This is a genomic window from Bradyrhizobium acaciae (assembly GCF_020889785.1).
In the GTDB taxonomy this organism is placed as follows: domain Bacteria; phylum Pseudomonadota; class Alphaproteobacteria; order Rhizobiales; family Xanthobacteraceae; genus Bradyrhizobium; species Bradyrhizobium acaciae.
In genome coordinates this window covers 1-16,692 of the sequence record NZ_JACMYK010000056.1, presented here as the reverse complement: position 1 = coordinate 16,692, position 16,692 = coordinate 1, and the positions used below count along the sequence as shown (strand labels likewise).

Annotated in this window: 13 protein-coding genes, 1 tRNA gene and 1 pseudogene; 10 read left to right on the top strand and 5 right to left on the bottom strand. The window is 64.2% G+C overall.

What is annotated here, in order from left to right:
* The first annotated feature begins 100 nt into the window (after positions 1-100).
* Complete coding sequence (locus tag H8A92_RS21335; RefSeq protein ID WP_229197560.1) at positions 101-622, top strand: cupin domain-containing protein; 522 nt, start codon at positions 101-103, stop codon at positions 620-622.
* Positions 623-738: 116 nt separating this feature from the next.
* On the opposite strand, the pseudogene H8A92_RS21330 reads toward H8A92_RS21335, so the two are convergent.
* Positions 739-1,277 (bottom strand): annotated as a pseudogene (locus tag H8A92_RS21330) (Dps family protein).
* A 124-nt stretch (positions 1,278-1,401) separates the two neighbouring features.
* Here H8A92_RS21330 and H8A92_RS21325 point away from each other — a divergent pair.
* From H8A92_RS21325 to H8A92_RS21305, 5 genes are all read left to right on the top strand, one after another.
* Positions 1,402-2,091: a class I SAM-dependent methyltransferase gene (locus tag H8A92_RS21325; protein WP_163153166.1), complete on the top strand. Its 690-nt coding sequence runs from the start codon at positions 1,402-1,404 to the stop codon at positions 2,089-2,091.
* A gap of 77 nt (positions 2,092-2,168) precedes the next feature.
* A tRNA-OTHER gene (locus tag H8A92_RS21320) sits at positions 2,169-2,244 on the top strand.
* A gap of 306 nt (positions 2,245-2,550) precedes the next feature.
* The gene (carB, locus tag H8A92_RS21315; RefSeq protein WP_229197559.1) at positions 2,551-6,015 is read left to right on the top strand and encodes a carbamoyl-phosphate synthase large subunit; all 3,465 of its coding nucleotides are present in this window, start codon (positions 2,551-2,553) and stop codon (positions 6,013-6,015) included.
* A gap of 197 nt (positions 6,016-6,212) precedes the next feature.
* Positions 6,213-6,686, top strand: coding sequence for a transcription elongation factor GreA (gene greA, locus H8A92_RS21310; RefSeq protein ID WP_089025704.1), 474 nt, complete (start codon positions 6,213-6,215; stop codon positions 6,684-6,686).
* Positions 6,687-7,039: 353 nt separating this feature from the next.
* Complete coding sequence (locus H8A92_RS21305) at positions 7,040-7,435, top strand: DoxX family protein (protein ID WP_163155164.1); 396 nt, start codon at positions 7,040-7,042, stop codon at positions 7,433-7,435.
* A gap of 148 nt (positions 7,436-7,583) precedes the next feature.
* Here H8A92_RS21305 and H8A92_RS21300 read toward each other — a convergent pair whose 3' ends face one another.
* Complete coding sequence (locus H8A92_RS21300) at positions 7,584-8,063, bottom strand: Lrp/AsnC family transcriptional regulator (RefSeq protein WP_029081984.1); 480 nt, start codon at positions 8,061-8,063, stop codon at positions 7,584-7,586.
* 283 nt (positions 8,064-8,346) lie between these two features.
* Between H8A92_RS21300 and trxB the strand changes: the two genes are divergently transcribed.
* The 3 genes from trxB (at position 8,347) to dapA (ending at position 11,678) form a co-directional block, all read left to right on the top strand.
* A complete protein-coding gene (trxB, locus tag H8A92_RS21295) occupies positions 8,347-9,312 on the top strand; it encodes a thioredoxin-disulfide reductase (RefSeq protein WP_229197558.1) in 966 nt (321 codons plus the stop codon).
* Between the two features lie 2 nt (positions 9,313-9,314).
* Positions 9,315-10,235: a LysR family transcriptional regulator gene (locus H8A92_RS21290; RefSeq protein ID WP_029081982.1), complete on the top strand. Its 921-nt coding sequence runs from the start codon at positions 9,315-9,317 to the stop codon at positions 10,233-10,235.
* A 528-nt stretch (positions 10,236-10,763) separates the two neighbouring features.
* A complete protein-coding gene (gene dapA, locus H8A92_RS21285) occupies positions 10,764-11,678 on the top strand; it encodes a 4-hydroxy-tetrahydrodipicolinate synthase (protein ID WP_229197557.1) in 915 nt (304 codons plus the stop codon).
* A gap of 163 nt (positions 11,679-11,841) precedes the next feature.
* On the opposite strand, the gene H8A92_RS21280 is transcribed toward dapA, so the two are convergent.
* Positions 11,842-14,235: a heavy metal translocating P-type ATPase gene (locus H8A92_RS21280; RefSeq protein WP_420831350.1), complete on the bottom strand. Its 2,394-nt coding sequence runs from the start codon at positions 14,233-14,235 to the stop codon at positions 11,842-11,844.
* Positions 14,236-14,300: 65 nt separating this feature from the next.
* On the opposite strand from H8A92_RS21280, the gene H8A92_RS21275 reads away from it, so the two are divergent.
* Positions 14,301-14,576 (top strand): metal-sensitive transcriptional regulator, encoded by a 276-nt coding sequence (locus tag H8A92_RS21275; protein ID WP_229197556.1) that lies wholly within the window; start codon positions 14,301-14,303, stop codon positions 14,574-14,576.
* Positions 14,577-14,802: 226 nt separating this feature from the next.
* Here H8A92_RS21275 and ychF read toward each other — a convergent pair whose 3' ends face one another.
* Complete coding sequence (gene ychF, locus H8A92_RS21270) at positions 14,803-15,900, bottom strand: redox-regulated ATPase YchF (RefSeq protein WP_229197555.1); 1,098 nt, start codon at positions 15,898-15,900, stop codon at positions 14,803-14,805.
* Positions 15,901-15,959: 59 nt separating this feature from the next.
* Positions 15,960-16,574, bottom strand: coding sequence for an aminoacyl-tRNA hydrolase (gene pth, locus H8A92_RS21265; protein WP_229197554.1), 615 nt, complete (start codon positions 16,572-16,574; stop codon positions 15,960-15,962).
* Positions 16,575-16,692 lie beyond the last annotated feature (118 nt).

The following is a 16,692-nucleotide window of genomic DNA, read 5'->3' as shown; positions in this document are numbered from 1 at the left end:
TGAGGACGAGCTGGAGCTCGACCGTTTCAGGAGGAACGCGGCACGCTGACAACGGGTTGCTGCACGGATAATCTTTCGTTCACACGCGCCGGAGGGTCACATGTCCGCAGTCAAAGCCGGGGCCGAGCCGCTTGCCATCGTCTTCGAGGACGACGGGCTGGTGCCGAACAATCCGATGCCGTTCCTGGTTTACAAGGGCACGGTCGATGTCGGCAAAAATCCCGAGGCCACGATCGAGCAGTTGTTCGGCAAGCATGGCTGGGGCGCGATGTGGCGCAACGGCGTCTACGACTTCCCGCATTACCACGCCACCGTGCACGAGGTGCTTGGCGTCGCCCGCGGCAGCGCGCGCGTGCAATTCGGCGGCGAGCACGGGCGAGCACTCGAGATCACGGCCGGCGACGTCGCGATCCTGCCGGCCGGCACCGGGCATCAATGCCTCTCGGCGAGCGACGATTTTTCCGTGGTCGGCGCCTATCCGCCGGGTCCGCCGATGGACCTGCAACGGCCGACGCCGGAGAACTACGTCAAGGCGCTGAAGACGATCCCGCTGGTCGCGATCCCGGCGACCGATCCGGTGATGGGCAAAGACGGGCCTCTGGTGCGGCTGTGGAAGCGCTGACGTTCTGGCGTGCTGCCTCTTTCCCTTCTCCCCTCGTGGGACAAGGTGGCTCGCATCGACAGATGCGAGCCGATCCCATCGAAGCCCCCCTCTTCCACAAGGGGAGAGGGTGAAATTCAGGCCGCGTTGCTGCCTTCCTGGCGGCTGGCCTCGAACAGGAACCAGGTGCGGCGCTCGGTTTCATCGATGAAGGTTTCGAGCAGGCCGGCAGTGCCGGAATCCTCATGGTCGTCGGCGAGCTTGTGCGCCTTGCGCATCGCAGCCGCGATGTGCTTGTTGTCTTCCATCAACTCGCGCAGCATTTCGCGCGGCGGGACATAGTCCTCGTCATTGTCCTTGATGGTCTGACGCTTGGCGATGTCGCCGATCGACCTCAGCGTCGCGCCGCCGAGCTTGCGCACCCGTTCGGCGATCTGGTCGGTGGTCGCGAAGATCGCGTCCGACTGTTCGTCCAGCAGCAATGGTAATCATGGAAGTGCCGGCCGCTGACATGCCAATGAAAATTCTTGGTCTTCAAATAAAGCGCAAAGGCATCGGCCAGAAGCGTGTTGAGCGAGGCCGAGATCGTCTCCACCGCAGCCTGCGGCAGATCGCTCGGCGTGTCGAGATCGGGCGAGATCTTGTCGGTCCTGGTGTCACTCTTGGCTTTGCTCACGGTAAACCTTCCTGTTAGGAACCCCGTATTTCGGCGCATTGAACATTGGCCGCCGGACCGCTAACGCATCATCAGCCCACCCGTTCCTGAGGCCAGGAACACGTTCTGCCGGATACCAAACGCGATGGATGAATGGATCGATTATTACGATTCCACACATACGATTTATGCGAGCCGACTGCACCGCGACCTGCATTTCCAGGTCATCGCAAACGACATCATCGGCTACATCACCTCGCCTGACGCCGTGGTGCTCGACTATGCGTGCGGCGAGGCGTTGTCGGCGGCGAAGGTCGCCAATGCCTGCACCCAGCTCTATCTGGCGGAGCCCGCGCCCGGCGTACGTGGCCGCCTGGTCGCGCGCTTTGCACCCGATACCAGGATCCGCGTCCGCTCGCTCGATGATCTGAAGCACATGGACGCCGACTCGATCGACCTCGTGGTGATGAATTCGGTGGCGCAATACATGACGCCGCAGGAGCTCGACAACGCATTCGACGTGATCCATCGCCTGCTGAAACCCTCGGGCCGTTTCGTGCTCGGCGATATCCTGCGGCCCGAAGTCGGCATGATCAGGGACGTCATCGCACTGCTGCGCTTTGCGGCGGCCCACGGCTTCCTGCGCGATGCGCTGGTCGGGCTCGCCTCGACGGCATTGTCCGATTACCGGCAGCTGCGCACCAAGATCGGATTACAGCGCTACCGCGAGGACGAGATGATCAAAAAGCTCGGCGCCGCCGGCTTCAGCGCCACGCGCGCGCCGCGCAACATCGGGCACAATCCGTGGCGGATGACATTCGTGGCGCACCATTGATCAGGGGTTGTACAAGATATTAGGGTTAACCAAAAGTAAACGTGGCGGACGCTGAAATAATCAGCAATGATCCACTCGGCCCGGTGGCGGAAGCGTCGACGCGGCAGTGGTGCAACACTGTTTATCCTGGTTCAAATCCAGGCCGGGCCTCCAGCCTTCGCTGCCCACGCAGCTTCGGCTCGGCAAGCCGTCTCGTAGCGAATGCTGCCGCGGCGTAGCCCGCAGGGCGAAGCCGGGCCCGGCCAACCACATCCCCGCCCCTGAGCACCCCCAAACCAAGCATACGCCGAATGCGGATTTTCCCCCAGAATCACGGTTGATTGGGTGTTTTTGGGGGTTTCGCGGGTGCGGAAACTGGTCTAAAGACCACCCGCGCGCGAGGGATCGCGCTCCTAGGCCCGAGGGACGCGCGACCAGCGCGCCCTTTTTTTGTGCCCAAATTCCAGTCCGCGAGAGCTGATGCCCAAAAGAACCGACATCTCCACCATCCTGATCATCGGCGCCGGTCCCATCGTGATCGGCCAAGCCTGCGAATTCGACTATTCCGGCACGCAGGCGGTGAAGGCTCTGAAGGAGGAGGGTTACCGCGTCGTCCTCGTCAATTCCAATCCGGCCACCATCATGACCGATCCGGAACTGGCGGACGCGACCTATATCGAACCGATCACACCCGAAATCGTCGGCAAGATCATCGAGAAGGAGCGCAACGTCATGCCGGGCGGCTTTGCGCTGTTGCCGACCATGGGGGGCCAGACCGCGCTGAACTGCGCGCTGTCGTTGCGCCGTCAGGGCACGCTCGACAAGTTCGACGTCGAGATGATCGGCGCAACCGCTGACGCCATCGACAAGGCCGAGGACCGCCAGCTGTTCCGCGAGGCCATGACCAAGATCGGGCTCGAGACGCCGAAATCGCGGCTCGCCAACGCCTCGGCGCTGAAGAAAACCTACCGCGACAAATACCTCGCTGAACGCGAGAAACTGTCCGGCGCTGCGCTGGAGGAACTCGAGCGGCAGTGGACGCTCGGCGAGAACGACCGCCGCAAACGCTATCAGGAGCACGCCTTCGGCGAGGCGCTGATGGCGCTGTCCGAGATCGGCCTGCCCGCGATCATCCGTCCCTCCTTCACCATGGGCGGCACCGGCGGCGGCATTGCCTACAACAAGGAAGAATTCCTCGACATCATCGAGCGCGGGCTCGACGCCTCTCCGACCAACGAGGTGCTGATCGAGGAAAGCGTGCTCGGCTGGAAAGAGTACGAGATGGAGGTGGTGCGCGATAAGAAGGACAATTGCATCATCATCTGCTCGATCGAGAACCTCGATCCGATGGGCGTGCACACCGGCGATTCCATCACCATCGCGCCGGCGCTGACCTTGACCGACAAGGAATACCAGGTCATGCGCGATGCCTCGCTGGCGGTGCTGCGCGAGATCGGGGTAGAGACCGGCGGCTCCAACGTCCAGTTCGGCATCAACCCGGTCGACGGCCGCATGGTCGTGATCGAGATGAATCCGCGCGTGTCGCGTTCCTCGGCACTGGCGTCGAAGGCCACCGGCTTCCCGATCGCCAAGGTCGCGGCCAAGCTCGCGGTCGGCTACACGCTCGACGAAATCGCCAACGACATTACCGGCGGCGCCACCCCCGCCTCGTTCGAGCCGACCATCGATTACGTCGTCACCAAGATTCCGCGCTTTGCGTTCGAGAAATTCCCCGGCGCCTCCTCCACGCTGACGACCTCGATGAAGTCGGTCGGCGAAGTGATGGCGATCGGCCGCACCTTCCAGGAAAGCCTGCAGAAGGCCCTGCGCGGGCTCGAGACCGGGCTGACCGGCCTCGACGAGATCGAGATCGAAGGGCTCGGCCGCGGCGACGACAAGAACGCGATCCGCGCTGCGCTCGGCACGCCGACGCCGAACCGCATCCTGCAGGTCGCGCAGGCGATGCGGCTCGGCTGGACCGACGAGGAGATCTTCAACTCCTGCAAGATCGACCCCTGGTTCCTCGCGGAGATGCGCGCCATCGTCGAGATGGAGGACAAGGTCCGCAACAACGGCCTGCCGCCGAATGCGTTCGGAATGCGGACGCTGAAGGCGATGGGCTTCTCCGATGCACGGCTCGCCGTGCTGACGGAGAGCACCGAGGCCGACGTTACCGCCAAGCGCCATGCGCTCGGGGTGCGCCCGGTGTTCAAGCGCATCGACACCTGCGCGGCGGAGTTCGCTTCGCCCACCGCCTACATGTATTCGACCTATGAGCGGCCGTTCGCCGGCGAGCTCGCCGACGAGAGCGCGCCGTCGGACCGCAAGAAGGTGATCATTCTCGGCGGCGGGCCGAACCGGATCGGTCAGGGCATCGAGTTCGACTATTGCTGCTGCCACGCCTGCTTCGCGCTCGAGGACGCCGGCTACGAAACCATCATGGTCAACTGCAATCCGGAGACGGTGTCGACCGACTACGACACCGCCAATCGGCTGTATTTCGAGCCGCTCACCGCCGAGGACGTGCTGGAGATCATCGCGACCGAGCGCAAGAACGGCACCCTGCACGGCGTGATCGTGCAGTTCGGCGGCCAGACGCCGCTGAAGCTTGCTCGCGCGCTCGAAGCCGCCGACGTGCCGATCCTCGGCACCTCGCCTGACGCGATCGACCTCGCCGAGGACCGCGACCGCTTCAAGCGCGTGCTCGACAAGCTCCGTCTCAAGCAGCCGAAGAACGGCATCGCCTATTCGGTCGAGCAGGCCCGCCTGGTCGCCGCCGATCTCGATTTGCCGCTGGTGGTGCGTCCGTCCTACGTGCTCGGCGGCCGCGCGATGCAGATCATCCGCGAGGAGACCCAGCTCAACGACTACCTGCTGGGAACGCTGCCTGAGCTCGTGCCCGCCGACGTCAAGGCACGCTATCCGAACGACAAGACCGGGCAGATCAACACCGTGCTCGGCAAGAACCCGCTGCTGTTCGACCGCTATCTGTCCGATGCGACCGAAGTCGACGTCGACTGCCTCTGCGACGGCAAGGACACCTTCATCGTCGGCATCATGGAGCACATCGAGGAGGCCGGCATCCACTCCGGCGACTCCGCCTGCTCGCTGCCGCCGCATTCGCTCGACGCGCAGACCATCGAGGAACTGGAGCGGCAGACCCGCGAGCTTGCGCTCGGCCTCGACGTGGTCGGCCTGATGAATGTGCAATACGCCATCAAGGACGGCGAGATCTACGTGCTCGAGGTCAACCCGCGCGCGTCACGCACCGTGCCGTTCGTCGCCAAGGTGATCGGCACCCCGGTCGCCAAGATCGCGGCGCGGATCATGGCCGGCGAGAAGCTCGCCGACTTCAAGCTGAAGAAGAAGAAGCTCGACCATGTCGGCGTGAAGGAATCGGTGTTCCCGTTCGCCCGCTTCCCCGGCGTCGACACCGTGCTCGGGCCGGAGATGCGTTCGACCGGCGAAGTGATGGGCCTCGACCGCTCCTTCGAGGTGGCGTTCGCCAAGAGCCAGCTCGGCGGCGGCACGCGCGTGCCGCGGCAGGGCACGGTGTTCGTCTCGGTGCGCGGCGACGACAAGATGCGCATCGCGGATGCGGTGCGGCTGTTGCACTCGCTCGGCTTCAAGGTGATGGCAACCTCGGGGACGCAGCGCTATCTCAGCGACAACGGCGTGCCGACGGAAAAGGTCAACAAGGTGCTCGAAGGCCGTCCGCACATCGTCGACGCCATCACCAATGGCGACGTCCAGCTGGTCTTCAATACCACCGAAGGTCCGCAGGCACTGGCCGACAGCCGTTCGCTGCGGCGGGCTGCCCTCTTGCATAAAGTGCCATATTACACCACTCTTTCAGGCGCGGTGGCGGCCGCACGGGGGATCCGGGCCTATCGGGACGGGGACCTTGAGGTCCGCACGCTTCAGAGTTACTTTTCCGAAAACTGACCGCTGCCTGGGCTAAAGGCCCGGCGCGGTCAATTAGCCGAATGGCTGGAACTCACCGCGCGCTTGGATGTTGTCACGGCCCTTAGCGGGGCCGAAAATCACTGGGCTTCCGGGCGCGCTTGCGTCCTGATTCCTGCGTTAGCTGAACTGGATATTCGTGCACGGCTGCCGGGCGCGCACGATGAAGGACGAAGATGATGGATAAGGTTCCGATGACCGCGGGCGGATACGCCGCGCTGACGGACGAGTTGAAGCGACGCCAGTCGGAGGATCGTCCGCGCATCATCGAACACATTGCGGAAGCGCGCTCGCATGGCGATCTCTCGGAGAACGCCGAGTATCACGCCGCCAAGGAAGAGCAGTCGCACAATGAAGGCCGCATCGCCGAGCTCGAGGACAAGCTCGCGCGCGCCGACATCATCGACATTTCGAAACTGTCCGGCGACACCATCAAGTTCGGCGCGACCGTGACGCTGATCGACGAGGACACCGAGAAGAAGGCGGTGTGGCAGATCGTCGGCGAGGTCGAGGCCGACGCCAAGAAGGGCCGCATCTCCATCACCTCGCCGCTGGCGCGCGCGCTGATCGGCAAGAAGAAGGGCACCACCGTCGAGGTGATGGCGCCGGGCGGCGCCAAGGCCTACGAGATCACCAAGGTCGAGTGGCGGTAGTTACTTCCATGTGACTGGTGCAAAAAGGCCGCGTCCTGCACGCGGCTTTTTTTGTGCCCGCGTTTTCCCCGCGTCTGACAGCAATGTGAGTGGAGAGCGGGTACGCGGCATACTAGTGAGGCCGTGACATGTTTATGCAGTATAATCATGTCGGGGGACGGCACTCGGGTCGGATGATTGCGTCGCAACATGCATCGCTGCGCGTCACCGTGTCACCGTCGCATTCCTTCGCGACGGCCATCGCGCGAGGAATGATTCCGGACGCAAGGTGTTGACATCACACTCGGGTGGCGGACACCGTGTGTTTCTGCATCGTGCAACGTTCCAGCATGTCAAACAGGGGGTAAATGACAATGGACCAGACACTATCCAAGCTTCAGCCGCTGGCGCTCAGCCTGTTTCGATTCATCACAGGGCTGCTGCTGTTTCAGTTCGGCGTCGCCAAGCTTTTCAAATTCCCGCCCGGAACGATGTTCGAAAAAGTCGAACTGTTCTCATTGATCGGAGCAGCCGGCACGCTCGAACTGATCCTGGGCGGGCTGCTGATGATCGGCCTCTTCTCGCGGATCGTGGCCTTCATCCTGGCGGGCGAAATGGCCTTCGCCTACTTCATGGGCCATTTCCCCAAAGGGTTCTATCCGCTGCTCAACAACGGCAGCCTTGCAATCGCATTCTGCTTTGCTTGCCTGTATCTCGCGACCTCGGGCCCGGGCCCGATCAGCGTCGATGCTGCAATGGGCAAGAGGTAACGACTCCAAGCGAGCCTCACCTAACGGACAACAACGACGTCATTCCGGTCTGGTGCGCAAGCGCCAGACCTCAGATGCGCGCATCGGGGAATCTCGAGATTCCGGATTCGATGCCGACGCATCGCTCCGGAATGACGGGCTCCGCCCGTCAGCCCGCAGCCTTCAGTCCGAGCGGCACCGCGGCTTCATATTTCGAATTGTGCAGCACCAGCGACGTCCTGACATTGCGCACATGCGGCGCGGCCGTCAGATGGGTGACGAAGTCCTGGAACGTCGCCATGTCAGGGGCGACGCATTTGAGGATGAAATCGACCTCGCCCGACAACATCCAGCATTCTCGCACCAGCGGCTCGGCGCGCACGAAATTCTCGAAGGCACGCAGGTCGGCGTCGGCCTGGCTCGACAGGTGCACCGAGGCGAACACCGTGACGTCGTAGCCGAGGCGGCGCGGATCGAGCAGGCCGCGGTATCCCTGGATGTAGCCTTCCTCTTCCAGCGCCCGGACCCTGCGCAGGCAGGGCGGCGGCGAGATCCCGACGCGTTTGGCGAGTTCCACATTGGTGATTCGGCCATCGGCCTGGATCTCGGCGAGGATTTTGAGGTCGATCTCGTCAAGGTTCTTCGACACGCGACTACAGTTCCCTGGGGTTTGGAAGGTTCGGCAAGTTCTGCCGGCAACTCTCATAGCCCAGCCAGCCGGCATTGCGCAATTTTATTGCGCGTGCAGCGCACGATTTCGCGAATGTGACTTCAGTTCCGGGGAAAAATCGCTGCCATGGATTGCAATTCTTGCATAGCTATCCAGATATCCTAGACTTGGATTTGACACTTTTGGCGCCGCCGTGACCTGCTTCCGGGGCGCTTCCCGCACAAGTCCTTGATCAAAATCCCCAAAAGAGAGGGATCTCAAAATGCCCGCGCCTACCCATGCCAAGGTCGTCATCATCGGGTCCGGCCCCGCCGGTTACACCGCAGCGATCTACGCGGCGCGCGCGATGCTCGAACCGATCCTGATCCAGGGCATTCAGCCGGGCGGGCAGCTCACCATCACCACCGACGTGGAGAACTATCCCGGCTTCGCCGACGTGATCCAGGGCCCCTGGCTGATGGAGCAGATGGAGAAGCAGGCGGCCCATGTCGGCACCAAGATCGTCACCGATCTCGTCACCAAGCTGGAACTCGGCCAGCGGCCGTTCCGCCTGACCTGCGATTCCGGCGACGTCTATCTCGCCGAGTCGGTCATCCTCGCCACCGGCGCCCAGGCGCGCTGGCTCGGTCTTCCGTCGGAAGAGAAGTTCCAGGGCGGTGGCGTCTCGGCCTGCGCGACCTGCGACGGCTTCTTCTACCGCGGCAAGGAAGTCGTGGTGGTCGGCGGCGGCAACACGGCGGTCGAGGAAGCGCTGTACCTCACCAACCACGCCTCCCAGGTCACCATCGTACATCGCCGCGATCATTTCCGTGCCGAGCGCATCCTGCAGGAGCGGCTGTTCAAGCATCCCAAGATCAAGGTGGTGTGGGATTCCGCCATCGACGAGATCTGCGGATCGGAGAACCCGAACAAGGTCACCCATGTGCGGCTGAAGAACGTCAAGACAGGTGCACTGACGGACCTCAAGACCGACGGCGTCTTCATCGCGATCGGCCATGCGCCGGCGACGGAGCTCGTCAAAGGCCAGATCAAGCTGAAATCGTCGGGCTATGTCGAGGTGGCGCCGAACTCCACGGCGACCTCGGTGCCCGGCCTGTTCGCCGCGGGCGACGTGGCGGATGAAACCTTTCGGCAGGCGGTCACTGCCGCCGGCCTCGGCTGCATGGCGGCGCTCGAGGCCGAACGCTTCCTGGCTCTTCGCGCGAGCGATCGCGCAGCGGCGGAATAATCATGGCACGATCTCGCGACGGATTTACGGACATGGATTGGGACAAGCTGAAGGTCTTTCACGCAGCGGCGGAGGCTGGCAGCTTCACGCATGCCGGCGAGCAGCTTGGCCTGTCGCAGTCGGCGGTCTCCCGCCAGGTCAGCGCGCTGGAGCAGGAGCTCTCGGTCTCACTGTTTCACCGCCACGCCCGCGGCCTGATCCTCACCGAGCAGGGCGACCTGCTGTTCCGCACCGCGCATGACGTGTTCATGCAGTTGCAGGCGGCGCGCGCCAAGCTCACCGACAGCCGCGAGCGGCCGAGCGGCGACCTCAAGATCACGACGCCGCCGGCGCTCGGCATCAACTGGCTGATCCCGCGACTCGACGAGTTCGTTGCGCTCTATCCGGACATCCGGATCTCGCTGATCGTCACCGACGAGGATCTCGATTTGTCGATGCGCGAGGCCGACGTCGCGATCCGCACCCGCAAGCCGACCCAGCCGGACCTGATCCAGCGCAAGCTGTTCTCGATCGGCTTCCACGCCTATTGCTCGCCGGAATACATCAAGCGCTTCGGCACGCCGCGGACGCTCGACGATCTCGACTCGCACCGCATCATCATGCTCGGCGACTCTCAGGTGCCGCCGCATCTGCAGAACCGCAGCTGGTTGATCGATGCCGGCCGCAACGGCTCTGGTCCGCGCGAACCCTACTTCAAGGTCAACAACATCCTCGGCCTCGTGCGCGCCTGCCAGCAGGGCCTCGGTATCGCCGCGCTGCCGGACTATCTGGTCGAACAGAACAACCTCGTGCAGCTGTTCGGCGAGTCCGACTCGATCGCGCTCGACACCTACTTCGTCTATCCGGAAGAGCTGAAGACAGTGGCCCGGGTGCAGGTGTTCCGCGACTTCGTGGTCAGCAAGGCGCAGCGCTGGCCGTCCTGATTAAGCGGGCCTTATGGGGCGCGTTTATAGGGATATCGGTGCTGCCCCCGGTCTCCGCATGACTGACATGCGACCTGGATAGTTGCTGCATGCCATCGATGAGGATCATAGTGCTTACATGCTGAGCGGTCGCGTCGCGCATATGTCCCCCTCCTCCAGTGGCGCGGAAGTTCAGTAATCCCTCTTGGAAGGTGATTGTGTCGGCCTCACGTGGCCAATACCTTAAGCCGGGCTCACTCGAGCCCGGCTTTTTTTCATCCGCATGTCTTTTCACCCCCATGTCATGCAAAAACGTGCCGCACGCCCCGGTCAGCATGTGCATTGACAACAACCTCGCAGCGCAGCATCATTCGCCCATGATCACGACTTCGTGCGCCGCTCTCTCGTCGAAAAAAGCTCCCCTCCCGGGGACACGAGATCGCGCGCGATAAGATCACCTTCGCATTCAAACCGATCCCGAAACCCCGCCGCCTGGACGGGGTTTTTTGTTGGTCCCGTCTCCGGCTTTGCCTTCCCAGGAGATGGAACATGACCGACCTACACCAGCAATTGCAGGGCCTCTGGCTGCCCCTGATCACGCCGTTCCGCGGCGGCGAGCTCGATGCCACATCGCTGCGCCGCCTCGTGCGGCACTATTCCAGCGGTCCTGTCGACGGGTTCATCCTCGGTGCAACCTCCGGTGAAGGCATGGCGCTGAGCACCGATGAGCTGGAGGGGCTGGTCAGCGTCGTGCTCGACGAGCTCAGTGCCAACTCCCGCCATCTGCCGGTCTGTCTCGGGCTCTCCGGCGCTTCGACCGCCCGGATGAAGGAAGCGCTGGACGACACGGCCGACTGGCCGATCAACGGCTATCTGATCGCAAGCCCTTATTACACCAGACCCTCGCAGCGCGGCCTCGTGCAGCACTTCAACGCACTGGCCGATCACGCGTCGTGGCCGATCGTGCTCTACAACATTCCCTATCGCACGGCGGTGAACCTGACCAACGAGACGCTGCTGGCGCTCGCGGAACATCCGAACATCGCAGGCATGAAGGATTGCAGCGCCGACCGCGCCCAGTCGATCGACTTCCTCAACCGCCGGCCGGAAGGCTTCCGCGTGCTGACGGGTGAGGATGCGCAGACCTTCGATGCACTCTCGGACGGCGCCGACGGCGCGATCCTGCTGTCCGCGCATCTGGAGACAGAGACGTTCGCTTCGATCCGCATGCTGCTGCGGCAAGGCAAGCGCGACGCGGCGCTGGCCGCCTGGCAGAGCGTCGTCGGCCTGACCCGGCTGCTGTTCGCCGAACCGAGCCCGGCGCCTGCCAAGCACTGGCTGTGGCGACAGGGGCTGATCGACAGCCCCGAGGTGCGGCTGCCGATGGTCGAGGTGAGCGAGGATCTCGCAACCTGGCTCGATGCCGAGATGGAGCGGCGCGCGCAGCTGTTGCTGCCGGCGTGACACCTATTCTCCCTCGCCCCGTTCTTACGGGGAGAGGGTCGGGGTGAGGGGCTGCTTCCGCAATCATGGTGAGAGATAGACCCTTGGTCCCCTCACCCGGATCGCATTTCGCTTCGCTCCATGCGATCCGACCTCTCTTCGCACGCGGGGCGAGGTAAGAAGCTCAGTCGAGCTTCACCCTCGACAGCCGCAGCGCGTTGCCGATCACGCTGACCGAGGACAGCGCCATCGCAGCCGCGCCGACCATCGGCGACAGCAGGATGCCGAACAGCGGATACAGCACGCCGGCCGCGATCGGCACGCCGGCTGCATTGTAGACGAACGCGAACGCCAGGTTCTGGCGGATGTTGCGCATGGTCGCGACCGACAATCGCCGCGCGCGGACCAGGCCCATCAGGTCGCCGGTGAGCAGCGTGATCCCGGCGCTCTCGATCGCAACGTCGGTGCCGCCGCCCATCGCAATGCCGACATCGGCCGCGGCAAGCGCCGGCGCATCGTTGACGCCGTCGCCGGCCATCGCGACGGTACGGCCCTCGCCGCGCAGCCGTTGCACGACCTCGCTCTTGCGCTCCGGCAGCACGCCGGCCTCGACCTCGTCGATGTCAAGCGTCTTCGCCACCGCGCGCGCGGTGGTCTCATTGTCGCCGGTCAGCATCACGATGCGCAGGCCTTCGGCGCGCAGCGCCTGCAGCGCGCTGGCCGCAGACGGCTTGACCGGATCGGCGATCGCGATCACGCCGGCGACACGGCTATCGACGCCGACGTAGATCGCCGTCGCACCGTCGCGCCGCGCAGCCTCGGCGGCCTGATCCAGCTCCGATGTGGCAATCTTCAACTCAATCATCAGCAGCGCGTTGCCGAGCGCAACCTGCTTGCCGTCGACCATGCCGGTCGCGCCCTTGCCCGATGGCGAGGCAAAGTTGCTGACGGCGGAAGATGCGAGCTTGCGCTCCTTCGCAGCTGCGATGATCGCCTGCGCCAGCGGATGCTCGCTGCCCTGCTCCACGCCGGCGGCAAGGCGCAGCAGATCGCTCTCGTCGACGCCTTCGGCAGCGATGATGCGCACGACCTTCGGCTTGCCCACAGTGAGCGTACCGGTCTTGTCGATGACAAGCGTGTCGATCGCCTCCATCCGCTCCAGCGCCTGCGCGTCGCGGATCAGGATGCCGGAATGTGCGCCGCGGCCGACACCGACCATGATCGACATCGGTGTGGCCAGCCCGAGCGCGCAGGGGCAGGCAATGATCAGCACGGTGACGGCGGCGACCAATGCAAAGGTCAGGCGCGGCTCGGGGCCGAACACCGACCAGGCGATGAAGGCGAGCACGGCGGCGGCGATCACCGCCGGCACGAACCAGCCGGCGACGCGATCGGCGAGCCGCTGGATCGGCGCGCGCGAGCGCTGCGCCTTCGCCACCATGTCGACGATGCGCGACAGCATGGTGTCGCGGCCGACCTTCTCGGCGCGCATCACGAGGCCGCCGCTTTGATTGACGGTACCGCCGATCACGTTCGCGCCCTCGGCCTTCGTGACCGGCATCGATTCTCCCGTGACCATGGATTCATCGATGACGGCGCTGCCCTCGATGACGACGCCGTCGACCGGAACCTTCTCGCCGGGGCGCACGCGCAGCCGATCGCCGACCTTGATCGCGTCGATGTCGATATCCTCGTCGCCATGTTCGGTGATGCGCCGCGCGGTCTTGGGCGCAAGCCCGAGCAGCGCGCGGATCGCGCCCGAGGTCTGTGCGCGGGCACGCAGTTCCAGCACCTGGCCGAGCAGCACCAGCACCGTGATCACGGCGGCCGCCTCGAAATACACCGCGACGGCGCCATGCATGTCGCGGAATGCCGACGGGAACAGCTGCGGCGCCAAGGTCGCAACCACGCTGTAGACATAGGCAACGCCGGTGCCCATCGCGATCAGCGTGAACATGTTGAGATTGCGGGTGACGAGCGACTGCCCGCCGCGCACGAAGAACGGCGCGCCGGCCCACAGCACGACCGGCGTCGCCAGCACGAACGAGATCCAGTTCGACCAGCCCATCGGCACCAGCTGCATCAGCCCGAGATGACTGCCCATCTCGAGCACGAACACCGGCAAGGTCAGCGCAACCCCGATCCAGAATCGCCGCGTCATGTCGACCAGTTCAGGATCGGGTCCATCGTCGAGCGAGACCTGCTCGGGCTCCAGCGCCATGCCGCAGATCGGGCAGCTGCCGGGGCCGACCTGGCGCACCTCGGGGTGCATCGGGCAGGTGTAGATCGTGCCCGCAGGCGCCGGCGGCTCCGGCTCGCGCGGCTTGAGGTACTTGTCCGGCTCGGCCTCGAAGCGCTCGCGGCAACGGCCGCTGCAGAACAGGTACTCCCCGCCCTTGTAGCTGAAGCGATGCTTGGCGGTCACCGGATTGACCTTCATGCCGCAGACCGGATCGATGGCGAACGCTGCTTCCGCCGGCGTCGTCTCGTGATCATGCTTGCCGCCGCAGCAGAAATGCGCGGCCGCGCCATGATGGTGATGATCCGCGTGCGAATGGTCGTGCTTTGCCTGTGCCACGAAACTCTTCCCGGCCGGTATTCCGGCCTCTTGATTTGCATACCCTATGGGGGTATATGAGACCTATGAGAGACGAGGTCAAGACATCCTGTTTAAAACGCCTCAAACGGATCGAGGGCCAGATCCGCGGGTTGGGCACCATGGTCGAGGAAGACCGCTATTGCATCGACGTGGTGACGCAGATCGCGGCCGCGCGCGCGGCGCTCCGCCGCGTCGAGGAGGAGGTCCTGCGCGATCATGTGGCTCATTGCGTCGAGCATGCGATCTCGTCCGGCGACAAGGCCGACCAGCGGCGCAAGATCGCCGAGCTGATGGATGTGATCGGGCGGGCGGATCGCTAATTGCTTCCAACGGAAGCGAGAGCGGCGTCGCATACTCGGTGTCGTCCCTGCGAAAGCAGGCACCCATAGCCACAGAACGTTGGGATGGAACGAGCTGGGGCCACAGGGCCGCGCAGCAACTGCACCCTGTGGTTATGGGTCCCGAGTCGCGCTTCGCTTGCCCGGGACGACGTGGAGAGAGCGGCGTCTAATTCGCGGCCGCGCTATGCGCGGCCGAACAGTACGATCAATTATTGAACCTGAAATGCATCACGTCGCCGTCCGCGACGACGTAATCCTTGCCTTCAAGCCGCAGCTTGCCGGCATCGCGCGCGCCGGCTTCGCCGTTGCCGGTGACATAGTCCTCATACGCGATGGTCTCGGCGCGGATGAAGCCCTTCTCGAAATCGGTATGGATCACACCGGCGGCGGCGGGCGCCTTGGTGCCGCGGTCGATGGTCCAGGCGCGGGCTTCCTTCGGGCCGACGGTGAAATAGGTGATGAGGTCGAGCAGCTGGTAGCCGGCGCGGATCAGCCGGTCGAGCCCGGCCTCTTCAAGCCCCAGCGTCTCCAGGAAATCGACACGCTCCTCGCGCGACAGCGTCGCGATCTCGGATTCGATCTTGGCGGAGATCACGACCGCGACCGCGCCCTCTTCCTTGGCGCGTTCGAACACCGCCTTGGAGAAATTGTTGCCGTCCCTGGCCGAGCCTTCCTCGACGTTGCAGACATAGAGCACGGGCTTCGAGGTCAGGAGCCCGAGCATGCGGAACGCACGCTCCTCCTCCGGCTTGCGCTCCATCCCGCGGGCCGGCTTGCCGTCACGCAGCAAGGCAAGCGCACGGTTGACGAGCTCGAGCTGCTCCTTGGCTTCCTTGTCGTTGCCCTTGGCCTTCTTGGTGAGATTGTCGACGCGCTTCTCGAGGCTGTCGAGATCGGACAGCATCAGCTCGGTCTCGATCGTCTCGATGTCGGCGAGCGGCGCGATCTTGCCTTCGACATGGGTGATGTCGGAATCCTCGAAGCAGCGCACCACATGGGCGATGGCGTCGACCTCGCGGATGTTGGCAAGGAACTGGTTGCCGAGGCCTTCGCCCTGCGACGCGCCGCGCACCAGGCCCGCGATGTCGACGAAGGTCAGCCGGGTCGGAATGATCTGCGCGGATTTCGCGACCGCCGCGAGCTTCTCCAGCCTCGGATCGGGTACTGCCACCTCGCCGACATTCGGCTCGATGGTGCAGAACGGATAGTTCGCCGCCTGGGCGGCCGCCGTCTCGGTCAGCGCATTGAACAGCGTCGACTTGCCGACGTTGGGCAGCCCGACGATCCCGCATTTGAATCCCATGTCTTCCTCTGTCCAGTTTGGTCATGCCCGGCCTCGTGCCGGACGCGACCACAAGGGGATCAGGCCGACTTCTCGCCGCCGTTCTCACCCTTGTCGAAAAATCCCTTGGCCTGCATCGTCAGATGCACCTTGTTGGCGAACGACGCGTCGTGCCCCGCAGCCAGCAGGCCGGCATTGTCGGCGACGGCCTGGCACAAGGCCTCCACCCACGCCCGGTCGCTCTTGGCGAAGTCCGACAGCACGTGGCTGTGCACGAGCTCCTTGACGCCGGGATGACCGATCCCGAGCCGCACCCGCCGATATTCGTTGCCGATATGCGCGGAGATCGAGCGCAGCCCGTTATGGCCGGCGATGCCGCCGCCGACCTTGACCCGCACCTTGGCGGGCGGCAGCTCGAGTTCGTCCTGGAACACGGTGATGTCGGCGGGCGCGAGCTTGAAGAAGTTCGCCGCCTCCTGCACCGCGCGCCCGGACTCGTTCATGAAGGTGGTCGGCTTGAGCAGAACGACCTTCTCACGATCGACGACGCCTTCGGAGGTCTCGCCCTGAAAGCGACGGCGCCATGGTGCGAAACCATGACGCCGTGCAATCTCGTCGACCGCCAGAAAACCGATATTGTGCCGGTTGCTGGCGTATTTCGCGCCGGGATTACCGAGACCGACAAAAAGGCGCATGGCGCGGCATCCCGAATCGGCGCGCCATCAGAGGATCGCGCGCCGACCTGATCGATTACTTCTTCTTGTCGCCACCGCCGGCGGGAGCCTTGGCACCCGCGGCCGGAGCCGCAGCGCC

Excerpts from the sequence above, each read along its gene's own strand:
- ychF (WP_229197555.1), bottom strand. The coding sequence starts at position 15,900 with ATGGGATTCAAATGCGGGATCGTCGGGCTGCCCAACGTCGGCAAGTCG.
- trxB (WP_229197558.1), top strand. The coding sequence starts at position 8,347 with ATGCCCGCGCCTACCCATGCCAAGGTCGTCATCATCGGGTCCGGCCCC.
- H8A92_RS21325 (WP_163153166.1), top strand. The coding sequence starts at position 1,402 with ATGGATGAATGGATCGATTATTACGATTCCACACATACGATTTATGCG.
- H8A92_RS21290 (WP_029081982.1), top strand. The coding sequence starts at position 9,315 with ATGGCACGATCTCGCGACGGATTTACGGACATGGATTGGGACAAGCTG.
- H8A92_RS21275 (WP_229197556.1), top strand. The coding sequence starts at position 14,301 with ATGAGAGACGAGGTCAAGACATCCTGTTTAAAACGCCTCAAACGGATC.
- dapA (WP_229197557.1), top strand. The coding sequence starts at position 10,764 with ATGACCGACCTACACCAGCAATTGCAGGGCCTCTGGCTGCCCCTGATC.
- greA (WP_089025704.1), top strand. The coding sequence starts at position 6,213 with ATGGATAAGGTTCCGATGACCGCGGGCGGATACGCCGCGCTGACGGAC.
- carB (WP_229197559.1), top strand. The coding sequence starts at position 2,551 with ATGCCCAAAAGAACCGACATCTCCACCATCCTGATCATCGGCGCCGGT.
- pth (WP_229197554.1), bottom strand. The coding sequence starts at position 16,574 with ATGCGCCTTTTTGTCGGTCTCGGTAATCCCGGCGCGAAATACGCCAGC.
- H8A92_RS21335 (WP_229197560.1), top strand. The coding sequence starts at position 101 with ATGTCCGCAGTCAAAGCCGGGGCCGAGCCGCTTGCCATCGTCTTCGAG.
- H8A92_RS21305 (WP_163155164.1), top strand. The coding sequence starts at position 7,040 with ATGGACCAGACACTATCCAAGCTTCAGCCGCTGGCGCTCAGCCTGTTT.